Consider the following 21,205-nt stretch of genomic DNA (forward strand, 5'->3'; position numbering starts at 1 on the left):
TATATAGCTTTATTTTTATGGCGATTTTGCTTGTCAGTTCTATTGTAGTTTTACCGAGGTTAGGAACAGGTTTTTTACCTGAGATGGATGAAGGGACTATCGTTATGGACTATTCCTCTCCGCCCGGAACTACATTAGAAGAGACTGACAAGGTATTGCAGGAAGTGGAAAAAATAATTGTAGCTAATCCTCATGTGCAGGCATATAGTCGGCGTACCGGAACACAGATGGGCTTCTTTATTACCGAGCCAAATACGGGAGACTATCAAATTCAATTGAAGAAAAAAAGAAATGTTTCCACCGATGAAGTAATTAATGAATTGCGCACTAAAATTGAAGCTTCTCAGCCATCTTTACGCATAGATTTTGGGCAGGTAATTAGTGATATGTTGGGTGATTTAATGAGTTCTGTGCAGCCGGTAGAAATCAAAATATTTGGGCCTGACCAAAAAACGATCCAGCAATATTCTAGGAAAGTTGCCGCTATTTTAGAAAATGTAAACGGAACGGCCGACGTTTTTGATGGCATTGTCATTGCCGGTCCTTCTATAAAAGTAGTGCCCGATTTTGTAAAATTGGCCCAGTATAATATAACACCGGCCAGTTTCCAATATCAGTTACAAACAGGGTTGGAAGGCAATGTAGCGGGGAATATTTTTGATCCGCAGCAATTTACGCCGGTGCGTTTAATATATCCCAGTTCCAATAATCTTTCGGTGAATGCGGTTAATAATAGTTTAATTTTTCTGCCCAATGGACAGACGAAACCTATCAAAGAATTTGCAAAAGTAATTTTGCAACCCGGCGCGGCAGAAGTGAACCGGGAAGATCTACAGACAATGGGTATTGTAACCAGTCGATTGGAGAATCGTGATCTGGGTAGTACAATGCAGGAAATAAAAAAAGATATTGCCGGCAAAATAAATCTACCCAAAGGCTATAGCATTAGTTATGGAGGTGCATATGCCTCGCAACAGCAGTCATTCAAAGAATTGCTGATGATATTGGCTTTATCGAGCCTGCTGGTTTTTCTTGTGATTTTATTCTTATTTCGCGATGTGCGCGTAGCATTCGTTATTTTGCTAATTTCAGTATTGGGCATTTCAGGAAGTTATCTTTTATTGTTTTTGACAAATACGCCATTAAATGTAGGGAGCTATACCGGATTGATCATGATTGTAGGTATTATTGGGGAGAACGCCATTTTTACCTATTTGCAATTTCACGAGTCATTGCGAAAAATGAACAAAGAGCAATCTATTATTTACGCCATTAGTACAAGGCTAAGGCCCAAGTTGATGACAGCTATAGGGGCCATTATTGCTTTAATGCCATTGGCATTGGGCATTGGTACGGGCGCGCAATTGCACCAGCCATTGGCTATTGCCGTTATTGGTGGGTTTTTAATAGCTTTGCCCTTGTTACTCATTGTGCTGCCTAGCTTGTTAAATTTAATAAAGCCAAAATTGAACGAAACGGAAATAAAGGGTATTCAACAAAACGATGAATTATGAAAATACTGATTGTTGAAGATGAAAAAGAGTTGGCACTGAGTATTCAGCAATATTTGCAAAAGGAAAATTATGTATGCGAAATCGCGACGAATATAAAAGAAGGCCGCGAAAAAATTGAATACTTCGATTACGATTGTATTTTGTTGGATATAATGCTGCCCGGCGGAAGTGGTTTGACCTTGTTGGAAGAATTGAAACAGGATAAAAAAATGGATGGAGTGATTATTGTTTCTGCAAAGAATTCTTTGGAAGACCGCATCTTTTCTCTAAAAGCCGGCGCAGACGATTACCTTTCCAAACCTTTTCACTTAGCGGAATTGAGCGCACGTGTGCAATCGATCATCAGACGAAGACAAATGGGCGGGAGTAACGAAATATCTTTCCAGGATATAAAAATAGATATTCGGGCAAAAGCGGTTTTTGTGGAGAATAAAGAAATTTGCTTAACCAAAACAGAATTTGAATTGCTGCTTTTTATGGTAATGAATAAAGGCCGCGTTATTTCCAAGAATGCCATTGCCGAACATCTATCGGGTCAGTCGGCGATGTATTTCGATAATTTTGATATCATTTATACACATATAAAAAATCTTAAAAAGAAATTATCTTCGATGGGTAGTTCTATTAAAACTATTTACGGAACGGGCTATAAATTATCTTAATGAAGTTACTCAATTACACATCTATTCGTTATTTGTTATTTACAGCTTTGCTATTATTTATAAGCATCCCGGTATTTTATTTTGTATTGAACAAGATTTTTATCCACTCCATTGATAACGATTTATCGCAACAGGCAATAGAAATTCCAATACATCAGAATTTTATAAAATCTGAAAGAGATTTGGCACTATGGAGAACTTTAGATAACGATTTGGATATCGTAAAAGCGGATAGCCTGGTCTTTCATAAAGCGCCTTTTACGGAGAAAAGAAAGACAAATGCTGATGATGAACCTGAGGACTATCGTATTCTGCAAAAGCGCATAAATATACTCGGCCAGGAATACATCGTTCAGATAAAATCTTCGATGATAGAGCAGGAAGATTTGGTGCAAACTATTTTAATTATTCAGTTTACCTTGTTTTGTCTATTGCTACTAGGCGCAGTTGTCATCAATTATTTCATCAATAAAAAAGTATGGCAGCCATTTTATGAAAATCTGGAATTTTTGAAGAGTTTCAAATTGGAAAATTCTGTTGCTGAGCCAACTGTAGATAGTAGGATACAAGAATTTCGGCAATTGAACAGGTCGGTTCGTCAGTTGGCGGTAGGTGTGCGCAACGCTTATCTTTCGCAGAAAGAATTTACGGAAAATGCATCACATGAATTGCAAACACCCCTGTCTGTTTTGAAATTTAAATTGGAATTATTATTGCAAGATAAAGCGTTATCAGAAGAACAAAGTAGATTGATTGATGATATGTATCAGGTGATCGAGCAAATGGAGAGACTGAATAAGAATCTATTGCTCTTAAGTAAAATTGAAAATCGTCAATTTGCTTTTAATGAAAACTTTGAGGTAAATGCCGTTGCCTTGGAAACCAAAAACGAATTGCAATTTATGGCTGATGCAAAAGCACAGGAGATAAAAATTAATTCTTCTGTTGAAATACTCTCCTTAAAAGGCAACAAGCAATTGTTTAAAACAATGATTAAAAACCTTCTTCGTAATGCTATTCAGCATTCTGAAAGCGGTGCTTTAATTACAGTTGATGTTTCCAAAGACACTATTATTATAAAAAACCCCGGAATGGCAATGTCCATCGCAAAAGACAAACTTTTTACAAGATTTTCTAAGTCGGAAAATGTTAAAGGCAATGGTTTAGGATTGGCTATTGCTAAAAGTATTGCGACGCTTCATTACTTGCAATTAAATTATTATTTTAAAGAAGGCATGCATTGCTTTCAGATTGATATTTAGCCCATATTTTGTAGCGATTTTCCTTAGATTTTTCACCTATTTAATTTTAGGTTGTCGATGAATAATGACGAAGATGTTAAAGAAATATGCATGATTTTACCGGCAAAATGAAGTTTACGTAATCGCTGAAAATGAAGTTGGGAAATGGGCTCTATTTAATAGGTTTACCTGTAAAAAAATGAAATAAATGGGGCATTTTAGACGCAGAGAGTGGATTTAGGGGGATGCCAGAAATCGAATGGCAAACAGATTGATAAAATATTTTCATTACTGTGGGAATAAAAACTATTTTGCAGTTATAATTTTGGACAATATTCCTGAAAAGATTATTGTCAATATATAAGTATTGGAACTTAATTTAGAAATATGGAAAAACGTTGGCAAAGAATATTTTAATTATTATAAAATGAATCACTCATTTCGAAATTATATTTCGTCACATGGCAATTTGGTACAACTGGTTTTATTTGTCAGTATATTTTTTATTAGTTGGAATATTGAAAATATATATGGTGTAATATTCAATTATAAAAAATGGAAACACAGCTTTGTAAATGCTCCATTTATTTTGACTAGTATTCCCTGTCAATTTATTTTAGGAATAGCCTTTGTCGAGGTTATTAAATGGACAACCATGCACAAGTTCGGGCTGTCCTTTCTTTTCCATTTTGGGAGAAAACCAGTGCTGCTTTTTTTAGCGACTTTTGTCCTACTTGATTTTGGTGAATATGTCTACCATGTCGTAATGCATAAATTTAAGATACTTTGGCGATTCCACTTGGTACATCACTCCGATAATATGGTAGATATTTCCACCACATTAAGGGAGCATCCAGGAGAAACTATTATAAGATTGTCATTTACGTTACTTTGGGTATTCTTAAGTGGGGCTGTTTTTTGGGCGTTAACTTTAAGACAGATAATTCAAGTTTTTACCACATTGTTTGCGCATATAAATTATCGTTTGCCGGAAAAGATAAATAATGTTTTAGGACTAGTACTTATTACGCCCAACATGCATCAAGTTCATCATCACTATAAACAGCCATATACTGATTGCAATTATGGAGATGTACTAAGTATTTGGGACAGATTATTTGGGACTTTTAATACGCTGCCTGTTGACGATTTGATATTTGGTTTAGATACACATTTGGAGGCCGGAGACCATCCTGATTTTAAAAACCTCATAAAAATGCCTTTTAGAAAAAAGTGAGAAGCATTTGAAAGGCAAGAACTGCATTGCACTTAAAAGCATTACTTCAGCTTTCGATATGTTCCCTTTTGTTTTTGCGTGGCTTTGGATATTAGCTTTATTAAATGTGAAACTAAAGCTGAAGCCATATCTATGTTCATAGTTAGGCTTTAAAAGTTTAAAGAATTATTTTAGGTGCTAACTTAAACTTTAAATGGGATGCCAGAGAATCTTTTACCGGGTAATTGTATTGACAAGCTTGCTTTGACGAGCAATCAGAATCAGAATAACGGGCTGGCATTTCAAAATTTTGATTCAGCTTTTCCACAAATTGCCTTTAGATTCTTCACAGATTGAGGTTTTAGCTTTGTCGCACATTATTTAATAACTAAAATTTCAAAGAAATGAAACATCAAATGATTGGGATGGCAATTGCGGCAATTAGTTTAACTTCCATTGGTGCTTGTGCACAGGTACACGTTCCACAAATGGCAAAAGAGGCTTTTATGAAAGCTTACCCACATGTGGCTCATCCCAAATGGGAAACCGAAAAAGGAAATTTCGAAGGCAACTGGAAACAAAATGGGTATGACCACTCAGCAATGTTTAGTCCTACAGGGAAATTTGTCGGTTCAGAGACAGATATTAACCCGAAAGGTCTGCCTGCAATGGCCAAAGATTATATGACTAAGAATGTACATGCGAACGTTAAAGAGGTATCTCTTAACAAAGACGCAAAAGGTTCCATTACTTTTGAGGCAGATGTAAAAGGGAAAGCCTATATTTTTGATAAAGGCGGGAATTTTCTGAAAGTAGGCGAGGACGATTAACATTTCAGATTTCGTTCAGAATTGAGCCTTATCTCTGCCCAAATTATTTATATGAAGCGTAGTAGGGCTCTTTTGCTTTTACTGTTTTTGTTTACCTTTTTTGCAGCGAATGCACAACAGGTTGCTGATACAGCTGTATATACCAAATACGCGACAGATACAATTGCTCCGCTACGTTTTAGTTATCACCAGTTGTATGTGCCGGGCGGATTGGTGGCCGCAGGTTTGGCCACGTTTTGGAATAAGAAAGAAGGCGTGAAAAATGAATTAGTGGAACTTAGAGATAATCATTTTTCCAGCTTCAGGACGCATATAGATAACTACCTTCAATTTTCTCCTTTTCTAATCGCTTATGGATTGGATGCGGCAGGCGTGAAATCAAAAACAGATTTTATGAACCGCTCCGCAATTATGTTTAAGGGTGAAGTGATGATGCTGGGTATCGTTTATATATTGAAAAATTCGGTAAAAGAGTTGCGACCGGACGGTTCGGCTTATAATTCTTTCCCGTCAGGGCATACCGCGCAGGCATTTGCTGCTGCCACTTTATTAAGCGAAGAATATAAAGATCGCTTTAAATGGATGCCTTATGCCGCATACGGATTGGCTTCAGGAGTGGGGGTTTTACGTATGGCCAACAATAAGCATTATATATGTGACATTTTGGTAGGCGCCGGTATTGGCGTCTTATCAATGAAAGTCGCCTATTGGACACACCACTATAAATGGGGCAGAAAGAAAATTGTTTTTAATCCGGCAGATTATTAATTTAGAGGAATTATAGGGTAACATTCTTTCCTTTTGTAAACTAAATCAGCCTCACTTGTAATGTAAGCCAGGTAGCTTCGATTAGGGCAAACAAAAGATATTTTCAATCTTCCACTCATAGCCTAAAGAGTAACGATGTTGTTTGCTTGTAAGTAAGTATTTGTAACTTTAGCAGAGTTTATAGGTATTTGAGGACAAAGATTAAAGCAGCCTTGTAAGGACGGCAGATTTCTTGATGAAGCTTAAGACTATTGAAAATCTTCCTTTCCTCTTCGCTAAAACTTCAGAATGAATTCAGAATTCAACGTTTTTTTTGTAAAAAAATCATGAAAAGATTATTTCCAGCCCTTTTACTTGTAATGATAGTCCTTGTAAATATTACATGGGTTACCGCACAAACGAATAAAAAATATTTTGTTGCCAAAACTCTAAAGATTGGTGGCGATGGGGGCTGGGATTACTTAGCCGTCCATCAGAACAATTTGTACGTTTCCCACAGTAAACTGGTGAATATTATCAATAAAAAAACGGGTGCTTTGGTCGGAGTCATTAACGGTACTATCGGCGTGCATGGTTTTGCATTTGTCCCTGCTTTAAATAAAGGTTTTATCAGTGAAGGCAGAGCTGATAGCGTCATTGTTTTTGACCTTTCAACATATAAAATCCTGGCACGTATTGCTACAGGTAAAAATCCCGATGCAATAATGTATGATGATTTTTCTAAGAAGATTATAGTATGCGACGGGCATAGCAATAGTTTGAGTATCATTGACCCTGTAACCGAAAAAGTGGTTGCAACGATCGCATTAGCGGGAAAACCAGAAACAGCAGTTGCCGATGGAACAGGAAAAGTATATGTAAACATTGAAGACAAAAGTTTGATAACAGAAATTGATTTGGCGAGGGGTCGGATTTTGAATGAATGGCCGTTAAGCCCAGGTGAGGGCCCCAGCGGTCTTGCATTTGATAAAGAAACAAAGAGGCTTTTTGCGGGATGCGACAATCAACTACTTGTGGTGATGAATGCGAATAATGGGAAAATAATTACCACCTTGCCCATTGGCAGAGGATGCGATGGTGTTGCCTTCGATGATGCCAGCAAACAAGTCTTTTCTTCTAATGGAGAGGGTACACTTACGGTAATAAAGGAAATGAATAAAGATAATTTTGTTGTTCAACAAAATCTTTTGACAAAAAAAGGGGCAAGAACGATTGCATTGGATACGCATACACATACACTATACTTGCCGACAGCCAATTTTGAGAAAAATGAAGTAGCACATAAAAGACCTGTGACAATCCCCGGAAGTTTTGAGGTTTTGGTGGTAAAGCCCCTAAAATAAGTCCTTACGGCTTACCAATAAAATCCTTACACATAAGCATAATTTTGTTTCCTTTAGGTCAGCTAATCCGCGATATTAGGATCTTTTGTAACGCGGGTCATCTCTTTAAGTGGCCTAGGATACTTATTGTTTGTGAAATGAAATCACAATCGACATCTCGCAGAGCATTTATAAAAACGGGTGATCTTGTAACGGCTGGTTGCTTGATCGTACCCCTCTGGGTTAAATGATTAGGAGCTCCTTTGGTGCAGGGAATATACCTGCTGACAAACAAGCATCTCCTTTCTTTCTTGAAAACAGACGCGAACTCAAAATGATTGACAACAAAAGCCAGATGCGGAACTGCCGATAAATCATCTTCTAAAACAACGTTTAATTTCCTTATGCGGCGGTACCTGCTAAGGAGGATTTTTGCGATAGATAATTGAACAAAACGTTCATGGCCACATTTTATCAAATTTTATTATAACTGTCTAGAAGTTAATCTAGAAGCTTTCTTTTTTACATTTTATTTCTCCCGGAATACTTGTAGGCATCCACACAAAGATGAAAAGATCTAAAAATCTATTTCACGTTGTTCATATTAACTTAATACTGGCGTAACATTCAGATAATATTGTGGTGGTTATTTTGCAGCATAAAAATGAGAAAAAAAATGAAAAAAACTGCATTTAGCTTGCTGATTATTTTTTGGGTAATAGCTGGTACCAGACAAACAGCGAACGCCCAATATCTATTGAACAACGATTCTGCGTTTAAAGCCAAAACACCCATGACTGGGCATCTTTGGGGATATGTTTTCGGTGATGCCTATTATAAAGGTTCGGCAGATACTTTGGGCAGAGGTGGCGCTCAATATTCTGGTGTACCAAAAAATAGAACTGCCTTTCAGATAAGACGTGCTTATCTAGGTTACGATTTCAACATCAACCAAAAAATTTCCACAGAAGTATTATTAGAGGCTACAAATAGTGAGACTTTATCAGATAGCAAGATGGCTTTCTATGTAAAGTTAGCAAATCTTCGTGTTAAGGATCTGTGGAAAGGAACCGACCTCGTGTTGGGTCAGATATCAACTCCAGGTTTCGCCATGTCTTCTGAACCACTGTGGGGGTATCGCTCGATTGAAAAAACGCAAATAGATGTCCGCGGTACACCTTCTTATGATCTTGGCGCCGCATTGCAAGGAAAGTTTGATCCTAAGACAGGTAATTTCGGTTATGACTTAATGGTCGCAAATGGCAACGGTGCAAAACAGGAAAGCGATAATTATAAATGGCTTTATAGTGATATCTGGGGGAAATTTTTCGACAAACATCTTTATGTAAACTTGTATGCTGATTATAATCAAATGTCTCCCATCAATGGATTGAAACATTCACGAAATATGTTTAAAGGATTTGTTGCTTACACAATTCCAACTTTCACAGTGGGTGTTGAAGGCTATATTAACAATTTGAAAAACGATGATCAGGCGACTGAAATTTCTACTGGCAATGTTGATGTGTTGAGTGTGAAAGCAAAAGGTATATCGGTTTTTGCACGCGGCGCGCTCATAAAAAATAAATTGAATTTCTTCGCGCGCTATGATGCTTCTAATCCTAACGATAAAATCGACAATTCGAAATATAGTAAGTACGTAGGTAATACAAGCGGCTATAACGATCCTAATACAAAAGACCAATTTATTACAGCTGGCTTGGATTTTACACCTGATAGCAAAGTACATTTTATGCCGAATGTTTGGATTGATTCACACAAAAATCAGGGCCCCGTTTCAAAATACAATGCTTCTGACGTGGTGTATCGCTTGACATTTTATTACATATTCGGTAAATAAAAATCTTAACTCTTCTTAAAAAATAATAGAAAATGAAAAAAAATATCTTCAAATTTGGAACGTTGGTTGCAGGGATTCTTGCGACAACATTTTCTCTAACTGCTTGCAATAGTGGTGGTAACAACAATAGTTCTTCTTCCAGCAACAAAATGATTATTGGCGCAGGTAGTTCTTTTGATAATCCTTTGTTCTCTAAGATGTTCGCTTCTTATAATGATTCTACAAAGATTCAAGTAAATTATCAGTCAGTAGGTTCAGGTGCGGGCATCGCTCAATTAACGCACAAAACGGTTGATTTTGGTGCATCGGATGCTCCGATGAACGCCACGCAAATGAAAGATGCTCCTGGTGAAGTGTTGCACATCCCCATTACGGCAGGTGCTGTAGTAATTAGCTACAATTTGCCGGCAGTGAAAGACACTTTAAAATTTACGCCCGATGTTTTGGCTAACATTTATTTAGGAAAAATAACTAAATGGAATGATGCTCAAATTGCGGCCGTAAACCCAGGAGTAAAACTTCCTGCAATGGACATCGTAGTCGCACATCGTTCGGACGGAAGTGGTACTTCAGCTATATTCACTTCTTATCTTTCTAAAGTAAGTCAAGACTGGAGTACAAAAGTAGGAAGCGGTACATCTGTAAACTGGCCAGTAGGTTTGGGTGGAAAAGGCAACGAAGGCGTTTCTGGATTAATCAAACAAACGCCTGGTGGAATCGGTTATATTGAATTGGCTTACGCAATTCAAAACCAAATGCCTTATGCCATAATGCAAAACAAAGCCGGTAACTTTATTGTGCCTTCAATAGCAAGTGTTACGGCAGCGGCAAATATTACCATTCCTTCAGATGGGAAAGTTCTATTAACCAATACCGAAGCGGTAGATGGCTATCCTATCTCTGGTTTTTCTTGGGTCCTGTTATATAAAGAGCAAGGCTATGATAATCGCACGCAGGCTCAGGCAGAACAATTAGTGAATTTAGTGGATTGGATGATACATGGGGGACAACAGTTCAGCAGCGCTTTAGATTATGCACCATTATCTTCAGCCGCGGTAACTACTGGAGAAGCACTTTTAAAATCTGCTACTTTCAAAGGACAAGCTATTTTAAAATAAAAAAATGCGTATAGCAAATCATCTATGGGGTGTTGAAAAATGCTTCATAGATTTTGTATAAATAAACATTATGGATTCTGCAATTAATAATTCGACCGATGCAATAGCAGGTGACGGTGTAGGCTTAGATAAGATCACTTTATCAAAGCAAAAAGCTAAACAAACAAAGCGAATGTATCGCCATATCAAAGGGGAGAAAGTTTTTAAGAGAGGCTTAACCTTTACGGGCATTGTTATTATCACTTTGGTTTTCGGCATTTTGCTGACCCTATTTATTCAGTCGCTTCCGGCTATAAAAGCCTTAGGATTAAAATTCTTTTGGACTAAGACTTGGAATCCCGTTCAAAATATCTTTGGTGCCTTACCTTTTTTAGTGGGGACACTGATCACTTCATTTATGGCCTTGGTTATTTCGGTTCCGTTCTCTATTGCTATTGCAATATTTCTGGGAGAATATTTTCCTAAAGGAGGATTTTCCAATTTTATTAAAAGTACCATTGACCTGATCGCTGCGGTACCGTCCGTGATATTTGGCTTTTGGGGCTTTTTCGTTTTAGTTCCAATGATCCGTGTATTAGAAACCAAAATTGGGGTGATGCCAAACGGCGTAGGACTTTTTGCGGCATCTTTGGTCTTAGCGATAATGATTATTCCTTATGCCGCATCTTTGGGGACTACGATGATTAAGATGGTACCTTCTTCATTGAAAGAAGGCGCTTATGCCTTGGGGGCCACAAGATGGGAAGTTTTGCGCAATGTGATCTTACCTTATTCCAAATCGGGGATGTTCGCAGGCATTTTACTATCGCTTGGCCGGGCCATTGGCGAGACGATGGCGGTAACGATGGTGATAGGTAACGCTAATTTTTTGCCTCACAGTCTTTTTGCTCCAGGCAATACAATGGCTAGTGTCATCGCGAATGAATTTACCGAAGCTGATCATCCTGTTTATTTATCAGCATTGATAGAGATGGGACTGTTCTTGTTTTTGGTAACGTTTGTAATCAATTTTATTGGGAAAAAAGTAATAAAAAGAGCGACAAAAAATAGTTAATGGAAATGAATACAAAACTTAGATATCGGATTGCAAAAAATAGAGGTATGCGTTGGCTGACCATATTGCTTGCGTTTGCCTGTGTCTTGCCTTTAGCTTTGATTTTAATTTATATCATTAAATCAGGCATTAGTGCAATCAATTGGAACTTTATCACTAATATTCCAAAACCGGTGGGGGAATCGGGTGGAGGGGTAGCTAATGCGCTTATCGGAACACTTATCATCATAGTGGTCGCGACGATTATCGCGGTGCCGATCGGTATTATGTGTGGGATTTATTTAAGTGAAAATAAAAAAAGTAAAATTGCTTATTGGGCAAGTTTATGTATAGATATTTTGCAAGGTGTCCCATCTATCGTGATTGGTATTGTTGCTTATTTCTGGTTGGTACGACCCATGGGTGGTTTCTCAGCCTTGTCAGGCAGTATAGCATTAGCCGTGATGATGTTCCCGATCATTATTCGCTCTACAGAAGAAACATTAAAATTATTACCGGACTCTTTAAAAGAAGCGGCTTATGCACTCGGAATGCCCTTTCACCGGGTGATTTTAAAAGTGATTATTCCTTGTGGTTTTAGTGGAATTATTTCAGGGGTAATGCTTTCTGTGGCGCGGGTGGCAGGTGAGACTGCACCCTTGCTTTTCACGGCATTTGGTAATCCGTTTATAGAAACCAACCTTGCGAAACCAATGCAAAGTTTACCATTGCTGATATTTAACTATGCCACTAGCTCGTACAAAGATTGGCAGAATCTGGCTTGGGGAGCTTCTTTGGTCTTATTGGTTTTGGTGCTTACACTTAATATGCTTACAAAAATTATGACAAGAAAATGGAAAGTACAATTATAAAGACGATTAATTATAATTCTTATTTTGGGGATAATCACGTAGTGAAAAACGTGAATATGGAAATACCGGAAAACAATGTGATAGCGGTAATGGGGCCTTCAGGATGCGGAAAAACTACTTTCCTTAGAGGCATCAACAGAATGCATGAACTGGTAGCAGAAGCACACGCCGATGGCAATATTTTCCTGCATCACGAAGATATCATGGAGATGCATCCGATAGCAGTGCGTTTAAAAGTTGGGATGGTTTTTCAACGTCCAAATCCATTCCCAAATTTAAGCATTAATGATAATGTTCTGGCGGGCTACAAATTGAATGGTATTAAATTAGCAAAGCAGGAAAAGGATAGAATTGTAGAAGAATCTCTGACCAAAGTTGCTTTGTGGAGTGAGGTGAAAGACTCTTTGAATAAAAAAGGGACTTTTCTTTCAGGCGGACAACAACAACGTTTGTGTATAGCTCGCGCTGTGGCAATGCAACCCGAAGTGTTACTGTTTGATGAGCCTACATCTGCTCTGGATCCAATATCCACAGCGACCGTAGAAGAATTATTTAAAGAGTTAAAAAAGAATTATACGCTTATCATTGTTACACATAATATGCAACAGGCGGCTAGAGTAAGTGATAAAACGGCATTCTTTTACATGGGAGAATTGGTGGAGTATGACGAAACAAAACAAATGTTTACCAATCCAAAAGATGTAAGGACACAAAATTATATTACTGGCAGGTTTAGCTAGTTGGAGGGTAAGATGAGGTTAAATTATTTTAATTATTTTAAACGATAGATTATGGCGCAAATAGAATTTGAAATCCTGCAATTAAAGGAAGAGGTGGTGAATATGTGGAACTTGGTACGTGTGCAGTTACACAAGGCTAAAGTGGCGATGGTAAATTTTGATAAAAACCTTGCTCGTGAAGTGGTGATAAAGGAAAAGAGGGTGAATGGTTATGAGTTGAAAATAGATCGCGACTGTGAGAATATTTTTGCATTGAGAACGCCGGTTGCAGTCGATTTAAGGTTTGTGCTGGCGGTGTTAAAGATCAATAACAACCTGGAACGCATTGGCGATATCGCGGAGGGAATTGCCAAATATATTATTCATACTGAAACGCAGTTTTCACCTGAATTATTAAAGTCCTCTAAAGTATTGGAGATGCTAGACATAACCTTCTCTATATTAGACGACGCCTTAGCCGCATTTGAAAATGAGAATACAATCCTGGCACGCAGCATTTTTCAACGAGATGAATTTCTGGACGAAGTAAACAGAAATGCTATTGATTTTACCAAGGAATATTTACAGACACACTCATCTGAAATTGACGAATTATTGTATGTCCTTTCTATTATCCGTAAGCTGGAACGGGTGGGAGATCAGGCAAAAAATATTGCCGAAGAGATTATTTTTTATATAGAAGCAAAAGTACTAAAACACAATAAAGACAAGTAGTATTATTTTTGTAGGAAAAATATGGGCCACCTGGTTAACCAAGTAGCCCATATTTTTTTAAAATTATTTATTTCCAAAAATTTGCTTCAAAGCTGCCGTTGTTTGTTGTGCAGGATTGTGACGAATATTTTTCTCAGCAGTAGCCATTTGACTAAACATCGCATTCATTGCTTGATTGGCAACATAATTTGTTAAGTCGGGATTGAGTTTATTTTTTACTAAAGGTACACTGTTGTAGGTTGTCGCTAGTTGATTGTAATATTTTGTTGCGTCATTCTTATCTAATGATGCTTTTATTACCGGCATAAAAGCAGCAATCAATTGATTAGAAGTTTTTTGTTTGAAAAAATTAGTAATCGAGTTATCACCGCCAGCTATTAATCCGGCTGCATCAGTAATCGACATGTTTTTTACAGCATTGGTAAAGATGGGTTTGGCCAATACGACAGCTTGCTCCGCTGAATGGTTTACCTGCGTCTCCACATTATTTACCAAACTACCTAGCCCTAACATTTGCAGGGTTCCGGCAATTTTTTGAGCTTCAGGAGGAAGTAATATTTTATATAATGAATTATTGAGAAAGCCATTGCGGGTGCCTAAGTTGCCGATCCCCGATAACGCACTTTGTAACAACAAATCCTTGATGGCAGTATTGGTCGTATTGCCTGTATTTTGTGAATTAACAGCATTAAGGCCATTGCCTAGTTGATTGAGATTGGCGCAGGAAGAAAGTAATAGGGCAGTAGCAAAAAGAACACAGATTTTTTTCATTGTATAGGTTATTTATAATTATGATAGAACAGGATATAGGTCTACTTACGCCAATGCTTTTTCTCCTTTGTAAACAAACGTCGCAGGGCCACAGAGCCAAATATTATTAAAATGCTCTTCACTAATTCTATCAAATTCAACTGCTAATTTTCCGCCTAAAGTTTCTACTTCTATTCTGTTGAACCCCCGGTCGTTATGAGCGGATATAAGGCTTGCTGCGGTAACGCCTGTGCCACAACTCAAGGTTTCATCTTCTACACCACGTTCATAGGTGCGTACAAAAATGCTTGTATCGTTAATTGTTTGTACGAAGTTTACGTTAATGCCCTCTTGTTCATAGGATTCACTATTACGAATGGCCCTGCCTTCTTTTACAACATTTATATTATCCAATTGCGCGACTAATTTTATGTAGTGGGGACTTCCTGTATTTAGCTCATAATCGTTATTGATAGATTTAACACCATTGACGTCTTTCATTTTTAAGTGAACCCATTCATTCTCTTCTATTGTGGCTAAATGCTCTCCATCGATGGCTAGAAAATGGAATTCGTTTTTTAGAAGCCCCATGTGTCTGGCAAACTGTACGGCGCATCTACCACCATTTCCACACATGCTTTGTGACCCATCGGCATTATAATAGTCCATCTCAAAGTCGAGTGTTGGATGATTTTTTAAAATAATAACGCCATCGGCACCTATGCCAAATCGACGATTGCAGAAATCTTGGATGTTTTTGTTGCTTAAGTTTATTTCCTGTATCCTTCCATCTATCATTATAAAGTCATTGCCTGTACCTTGATATTTATAAAAAGTAATTGATTGCATTGAAATGTTGAAAAAATTAAGATTATATATTAAAAGTTACTAATGATGTCTAACGCTTTTTGAATAGTATTTTCTACAGCCGCTTTACCGTCTTTGGAAAATGTATGTGATACCCTATTAGCTACCACAGCACTTATGCTAAGACATTGGTGACCTAATAATTTCCCTAAACCATAGATAGCGCTCGTTTCCATCTCAAAGTTACCGATTCTATGGGAACCGTATGAAAAATTTGTCAGCATATCAACAAAATTAGGATATTGTAGCCCTAATCTTAACACACGCCCTTGTGGACCATAAAATCCCGGGCAGGTTACAGTGATGCCATGATAAAATCCTTTTACGAAATTTTTCAGTAAGGCACTTCCTGCGGAGCTGATATAAGGTTTCGAAAATTGATGGTCAATTTGGGTTTGTTGCATAAATTGCTGAATCAACTCGCGTTCCTCCTCATTATTTTCTTGCAAATAATAATTAAGTAAATTGTCGATACCTAAACCGTGTGTGCTTACAATAGCTGCATCTACCGGTATGTCATCTTGAAGTGATCCGCAAGTTCCTATTCGGATAATATTTAAAGAATGCAACTGCGGTTTGATCGTGCGTGAGGAGAAATCAATATTGGCCAAAGCGTCTAACTCATTTAAGACAATATCGATATTATCAGGTCCAATACCCGTGGAAACGACTGAAATTCTTTTTTTACCGATAAAACCTGTATGGGTAACAAATTCACGATGTTGTTGTATTACTTCTACTTGGTCGAAATATTTGCTTATTTCTTTTACACGATCTGGATCGCCTACTGTAATAATAGTAGAAGCCAATTCTTCTGGCCTCACATTCAGATGATAAATAGCACCTCGATCATTGATAATAAGTTCACTATCTGCGATGATATTGTTCATGTTATGAGTGGGGATGTTTTAACGGCAGCAAGTTAGCAAATATTTTTTTGAAAATGTATTTTGAAATACGGAGGAATATGTTATTTTTGCAGCCCTTAAGCAAGTAATGGTCTGGTGGCCGAGTGGCTAGGCAGAGCTCTGCAAAAGCTCCTACAGCGGTTCGAATCCGCTCTGGACCTCTTTCTAAAATTCATAAAAGCCCCGAAAACAGGGGCTTTTGTTGTGAAATGCATTGGGTATAGCACTTTCTCTCTGTCGCAAATTGCGTTTTATTGTTTTTATTGTATTAAATAGCTTTATTTTTGTTAGCACTTTATTAGCAATGAAACACGGGATTAATTGAATGATTTTTAAGATAGGGTTGAGAAATAATGAAATCATGGCTCAATATCTCAAAACATATAGAATATAGTAGCGGTAGGAAGGAGTGTTCATTTAAGTAGGCATTTATTGCCGATATGAGACGTGAAGATGACAAGACAAAAAAGTATATGATTAGGTAAGCCTTAAAACTTATATCTGACTATGATCTTCTTGCTATTTTAAGATAGATAATGTAAAACGATAAAGACTTAAATAGTTTCTAAAATAAAGATCTTAATGATGAAAAAATTATTATTTATATTATTATGCTACCCACTTTTTGCATCTGCTACTAATTTTACTATTGTATCTTCTGACAATCAGCCGGTTATTGAATTTAGTAAGGCAGAACTGAAGAAATTCTTGAACGACAAAAATGGATTTCATTATGCCAACCGCGCTGCGTTTTCTGATTGGGTCATTGTATTAAAAAGTAATCCCAAATTACCCGAATGTGCTTTTGCAGTAAAATGTTTTACCAAAAACAAAAAGCAATACATAGAATTGAGCGGAAGTGCCGATAAAGATATTCCGTGTGCGGTTTACACTTTGTTGGAAAAGCTAGGTTATACATTTGAATTTGATGGTTATTACTTGAGTAATGGAATTCATAAAGCGGCCATTCGAAACTATGCACAGACCATTGTGCCCTTGGTAAAGTACCGTGGGATTAGACAACACCTTAACTTTCCGATGGATATTTCCTCTTATTCGCTACCCGATGCGAAACGGTACGTGCGGAATCTAGCCCGGATGCGATTCAATCATATTGCTTTTCATAGTTATCCGGGCCAGTGGTATGAGATAAAGAAAAAAGATACGATTGAATATGCCGGCAATTTTTTCTATGGTGATCGGCATGATATACCGAACAATGTATTGATTAGACAGCACGTACACAACAACCAGACATTTTGTATCCCTGAGATAGAGCCTTTTTTTGACAATATCCCCAAACGGAGTCAAATGTCCGTGCACTGGTTAAAAGAAGTCATGGCCGAAGCGAAAAGAGTAGGGATGACAATTCAATTATCTTGGGAGCCTAGAAGTACCTCCTTGGATGTCAACTCAACAATAGATGCCCTTCAGCAAATCTATCGTCAATACCCGCAGTTAGATGCCATTGAAATGATTTCTGAAGAAAGTGGAGGCTGGGGTCCTGATAATACTGCTGAAGAAACCAAAGGCCTACTGACCTCATTTTTTGGGAAAGGAATCTTAAATGACAGCGTCATTACATCGCCTATTCGACCTGTCCAATCCGATTTGGGCTATATCTATGGTCAGATAGGTCATATTCTCAAAACAATGAAAGCGATAAAAGAACAACATATTCATCTGCCGCCATTGAAGCTTGGTATTTACTGCACGAATCAGTACAATGTAGCATCTTATCATCTTGCCAGAAAATATTTGCCTGCCGGTGCAATAAGCATTTTGCCCGCGCATGGCAGTATCAATGTAGCCGCCAATGTACCAAAAGTTTTGCAAACAGAAGATAACTGGGAAAACACGACTATCTATTCTTGGTTAGAATTTGACGGCATGATGTACCTGCAACAAAATGGTATCGAAGGTATTTATCAATTGATCGATGGCCGGCCGGATAAATCCCCGTCGGTTCGTTTATATACGATTGATTTTAATCATTGGCGCACAGCAGAAAATAAAATAACGGCAAGGTATGCTGCGCTTGCGACATTGTATGGAGCAGAAATGCCTGCGTTGTTTTACAAACATTATGCAGAAAGATTGGGCATTGCGAAACCGGATACATTTAGTAAAGCCATGCTACTGTTACAAACGGCTTTCAGTTCGCATACGTCTAATATAGGCTTTGCGTGGATGGGAGCCTGGCGCAACGGATTCAATTTTCAACCCGAAAAGGACTTAGAGGACATGCTGGGGCTGTACCAGGAGGCAAAAGATGAAATGGAAAAATGTGCAGCAGGCAACAAAAATAACTATGCGAAAAACACGATTGCATTTTTAGATAATAGGCTTAGCGTTACAATCATCTATTTACAAGCATTTATCGAAGCTAATGAATTGAAGAAGCCGGGTATCAGCAATAAACAATACAATGCTGTGTGCGATGATGTACTGAATCTGTTTGACGCATGTATGAAAGTGTATGCACAAATGATGCCCGACCGCGGCTGTGAAGGAACATTAATCAACCTGTATCTTTGCCCGGTGAGAGCTATCAAAGTATCGAGGCAAAAAAAGACAGGTGTGCCATTAGATGAACCACTGAAGAAGCCATCATCGCATTTTGATGCGCCGGCGCCGCCCATTTTTAAAGGGGGGGTGTGAGGTAAAACAAGATGTCGGATTTAAGATTCATCGTAATTAAGTGTTCGAAATCTTCTTGATTTTTCCGTTATTATTTGAAACATTTGTTGAGAAGTTCGACGTGATAATTTTTAGGTATCGAAAAACTGTAATAATCTCGATATAGTTTTTTTGATATCGATAACTTCAACTCAAAAGAAGGGTTGGGTCGAAAAAACTCGTAATTTTGGTCATTAACCAACTAGAATGTCCATCTTCCGCCAAGAGGTTTCCCACACAATGGAAATTCTATGATATTTGACATAAGCGGCTCGTCATTTAGGTGAATTAAATGGATTTTTGGCTGCTTTATGGATGATTCCAAATCCCATTTTGAGCTTTTTTGATAATTTGGCTCTCACAATGTAACTTTATGACGTCGGTAGAAGACTTAATATATTGTTTTCTTTATGATGCCTTTTATTCATAGCAGACTACTACATCCATATTCTTTTGATGACGATACATATTGCCCAAAACTCGCTTAAACAAACATTGACGAAACCATATGGTGCTCAAGAAGCGTCTAATATTGCAAATTTAGTACTGGAGAAAATTACTGGTCTATCTCGTATCGACAGGCTCATCAATAAAGAAACTGAATTAGATGCCCTTCAAATTAGCTTATTGCAGAAATACACGCAACAGCTAATCCAAAATAGGCCTGTGCAATATGTTTTAGGTGAAGCAGATTTTGCCGGGCTATCGTTTTTAGTAGATGAAAGTGTATTAATTCCACGTCCGGAAACGGAAGAATTGGTGAGCTGGGTTGTTGAAACCCTCGGACAAAGAAATGTAGATATTTTAGATGTGGGCACCGGCAGTGGATGTATTGCTGTTGCGTTAAAGAGTAAATTATCTAATGCTCAAATCTCGGCGATCGATATTTCTTTAAATGCATTAAATATGGCTGAAAAGAATGCGTTGCGCAATCATACAAAAGTGAACTTCTTTAGAGTAGATATCTTAGAAGAAACTGCTTGGAAGGATTTAGATGAATTTGATTGTATTATAAGTAACCCGCCTTACATTGCATTGAATGAAAAAGAATCTATGGCCGCAAATGTGTTGAACTATGAACCTCATTCGGCATTGTTTGTGACCAATAGCGAACCCCTTGTTTTTTATAAAAAGATAGCGCAGTTTGCTAAACTGCACTTAAAAAATGATGGTAGATTGTTTTTTGAAATTAACGAAAATTTTGGTGAGGAAATTGTCGGACTGCTTCAAACAATTGGCTTCCAAAATGTTGAAATAAAAAGGGATTTACAGGGAAAAGATAGAATGGTTAACTGTTTGTTTAAAAAATAAAAATTCTTTGTAATAAATTATTTCTTTAGTAGTTTGCAATGAATGTATCGTTTTAAAGTTGTGAATATGGGTAGTAAATTATTATTATGGACAAGTGCGATTTTATGTTTTGCGTCTTTTACTTCTTGTGTTGAACAGAAAAATCATCAAAGAAGTAATGTGGATGAGCAATTCGCTGACAAAAATTTAGAAATGGAGAATATAGATACGGCTACATTTGGCACCGGATGTTTTTGGTGTACAGAAGCTTTCTTTCAACGACTCAAGGGTGTGGTAAAGGTTATTAGTGGCTATAGTGGTGGTAATACCCCTAATCCTACCTATGAAGAAGTTTGCTCAGGCACTACCGGCTATGCCGAAGCTTGTCAAATTATGTATGACCCTTCAGTAATTTCTTTTGAAGAGCTATTAAAAGTTTTTTGGCAAACACACGATCCTACAACACTTAACAGGCAGGGCAACGATGTAGGTACGCAATATAGGAGTGTAATCTTTTATCATAACCAGCAACAGATGGATGAGGCGCAACATTATAAGGAAGCGTTGCAGAAAAGCGGTGCTTGGGATAAGCCAATTGTAACGGCAATTGAACCTTATAAGAGTTTCTTCTCTGCGGAAAACTATCATCAGAACTATTACAATGACAACCCAAGACAGATGTATTGTCAATATGTAATAAAGCCGAAGTTGGAAAAATTTGAGAAAGCATTTAAGGACAAATTGAAATAAAAATCAGGTCAATGAAAATGCCGTAGCATAAATTTTTTGCCGCGGCATTTTCTTTTGAAAAGATATAGGT

The 21,205-nt window shown here is 37.5% G+C and carries 19 protein-coding genes and 1 tRNA gene; 17 read left to right on the forward strand and 3 right to left on the reverse strand.

Annotation, left to right across the window (positions count from 1 at the left end):
* The 13 genes from ACQR30_RS04055 to phoU form a co-directional block, all read left to right on the forward strand.
* A partial coding sequence (locus tag ACQR30_RS04055; RefSeq protein ID WP_429731629.1) for an efflux RND transporter permease subunit occupies window positions 1-1,514 on the forward strand: 1,514 nt, incomplete at its 5' end.
* Window positions 1,511-2,176, forward strand: coding sequence for a response regulator transcription factor (locus ACQR30_RS04060; protein WP_429731632.1), 666 nt, complete (start codon window positions 1,511-1,513; stop codon window positions 2,174-2,176). The genes ACQR30_RS04055 and ACQR30_RS04060, both read left to right, overlap by 4 nt.
* Complete coding sequence (locus tag ACQR30_RS04065; protein ID WP_429731634.1) at window positions 2,176-3,438, forward strand: sensor histidine kinase; 1,263 nt, start codon at window positions 2,176-2,178, stop codon at window positions 3,436-3,438. The genes ACQR30_RS04060 and ACQR30_RS04065 overlap by 1 nt, the downstream gene beginning before the upstream one ends.
* Before the next feature lie 406 nt (window positions 3,439-3,844).
* Window positions 3,845-4,654, forward strand: a complete 810-nt coding sequence (locus ACQR30_RS04070) for a sterol desaturase family protein (RefSeq protein WP_429731637.1) — start codon at window positions 3,845-3,847, stop codon at window positions 4,652-4,654.
* 383 nt (window positions 4,655-5,037) lie between these two features.
* Window positions 5,038-5,463: a hypothetical protein gene (locus ACQR30_RS04075; RefSeq protein WP_429731639.1), complete on the forward strand. Its 426-nt coding sequence runs from the start codon at window positions 5,038-5,040 to the stop codon at window positions 5,461-5,463.
* A 51-nt stretch (window positions 5,464-5,514) separates the two neighbouring features.
* Entirely contained in the window at window positions 5,515-6,231 is a 717-nt protein-coding gene (locus ACQR30_RS04080) for a phosphatase PAP2 family protein (protein WP_429731642.1), read from the forward strand.
* 326 nt (window positions 6,232-6,557) lie between these two features.
* Window positions 6,558-7,574, forward strand: a complete 1,017-nt coding sequence (locus ACQR30_RS04085) for a YncE family protein (RefSeq protein ID WP_429731644.1) — start codon at window positions 6,558-6,560, stop codon at window positions 7,572-7,574.
* Window positions 7,575-8,229: 655 nt separating this feature from the next.
* The gene (locus tag ACQR30_RS04090; protein ID WP_429731647.1) at window positions 8,230-9,414 is read left to right on the forward strand and encodes a hypothetical protein; all 1,185 of its coding nucleotides are present in this window, start codon (window positions 8,230-8,232) and stop codon (window positions 9,412-9,414) included.
* Between the two features lie 32 nt (window positions 9,415-9,446).
* Window positions 9,447-10,532: a phosphate ABC transporter substrate-binding protein PstS gene (pstS, locus tag ACQR30_RS04095; protein WP_429731649.1), complete on the forward strand. Its 1,086-nt coding sequence runs from the start codon at window positions 9,447-9,449 to the stop codon at window positions 10,530-10,532.
* A gap of 70 nt (window positions 10,533-10,602) precedes the next feature.
* Window positions 10,603-11,586: a phosphate ABC transporter permease subunit PstC gene (gene pstC / locus ACQR30_RS04100; RefSeq protein ID WP_429731652.1), complete on the forward strand. Its 984-nt coding sequence runs from the start codon at window positions 10,603-10,605 to the stop codon at window positions 11,584-11,586.
* Window positions 11,587-11,591: 5 nt separating this feature from the next.
* Window positions 11,592-12,437 (forward strand): phosphate ABC transporter permease PstA, encoded by an 846-nt coding sequence (gene pstA / locus ACQR30_RS04105; RefSeq protein WP_429731655.1) that lies wholly within the window; start codon window positions 11,592-11,594, stop codon window positions 12,435-12,437.
* Window positions 12,419-13,177, forward strand: a complete 759-nt coding sequence (pstB, locus tag ACQR30_RS04110; RefSeq protein ID WP_429731659.1) for a phosphate ABC transporter ATP-binding protein PstB — start codon at window positions 12,419-12,421, stop codon at window positions 13,175-13,177. The genes pstA and pstB overlap by 19 nt, the downstream gene beginning before the upstream one ends.
* Before the next feature lie 51 nt (window positions 13,178-13,228).
* Window positions 13,229-13,891: a phosphate signaling complex protein PhoU gene (gene phoU / locus ACQR30_RS04115; RefSeq protein ID WP_429731662.1), complete on the forward strand. Its 663-nt coding sequence runs from the start codon at window positions 13,229-13,231 to the stop codon at window positions 13,889-13,891.
* 63 nt (window positions 13,892-13,954) lie between these two features.
* On the opposite strand, the gene ACQR30_RS04120 is transcribed toward phoU, so the two are convergent.
* Genes ACQR30_RS04120 through ACQR30_RS04130 form a run of 3 tightly spaced genes read right to left on the reverse strand, consistent with a single transcriptional unit; the run spans window position 13,955 to window position 16,398 of the window.
* On the reverse strand, window positions 13,955-14,662 hold the full coding sequence (locus tag ACQR30_RS04120; protein WP_429731665.1) for a DUF4197 domain-containing protein: 708 nt from the start codon (window positions 14,660-14,662) through the stop codon (window positions 13,955-13,957).
* 45 nt (window positions 14,663-14,707) lie between these two features.
* Window positions 14,708-15,490 (reverse strand): diaminopimelate epimerase, encoded by a 783-nt coding sequence (gene dapF, locus ACQR30_RS04125; protein ID WP_429731669.1) that lies wholly within the window; start codon window positions 15,488-15,490, stop codon window positions 14,708-14,710.
* A 29-nt stretch (window positions 15,491-15,519) separates the two neighbouring features.
* Window positions 15,520-16,398 (reverse strand): nucleoside phosphorylase, encoded by an 879-nt coding sequence (locus ACQR30_RS04130; RefSeq protein ID WP_429731672.1) that lies wholly within the window; start codon window positions 16,396-16,398, stop codon window positions 15,520-15,522.
* A 108-nt stretch (window positions 16,399-16,506) separates the two neighbouring features.
* Between ACQR30_RS04130 and ACQR30_RS04135 the strand changes: the two genes are divergently transcribed.
* From ACQR30_RS04135 to msrA, 4 genes are all read left to right on the forward strand, one after another.
* Window positions 16,507-16,577, forward strand: a tRNA-Cys gene (locus ACQR30_RS04135).
* 421 nt (window positions 16,578-16,998) lie between these two features.
* The gene (locus tag ACQR30_RS04140) at window positions 16,999-19,077 is read left to right on the forward strand and encodes a hypothetical protein (RefSeq protein WP_429731675.1); all 2,079 of its coding nucleotides are present in this window, start codon (window positions 16,999-17,001) and stop codon (window positions 19,075-19,077) included.
* A 474-nt stretch (window positions 19,078-19,551) separates the two neighbouring features.
* On the forward strand, window positions 19,552-20,406 hold the full coding sequence (gene prmC, locus ACQR30_RS04145) for a peptide chain release factor N(5)-glutamine methyltransferase (protein WP_429731678.1): 855 nt from the start codon (window positions 19,552-19,554) through the stop codon (window positions 20,404-20,406).
* A 66-nt stretch (window positions 20,407-20,472) separates the two neighbouring features.
* Window positions 20,473-21,135 (forward strand): peptide-methionine (S)-S-oxide reductase MsrA, encoded by a 663-nt coding sequence (gene msrA / locus ACQR30_RS04150; protein WP_429731681.1) that lies wholly within the window; start codon window positions 20,473-20,475, stop codon window positions 21,133-21,135.
* The last annotated feature ends 70 nt before the right edge of the window (window positions 21,136-21,205 follow it).

It is taken from the genome of Arachidicoccus sp., from assembly GCF_050436765.1.
Lineage (GTDB): Bacteria > Bacteroidota > Bacteroidia > Chitinophagales > Chitinophagaceae > Arachidicoccus.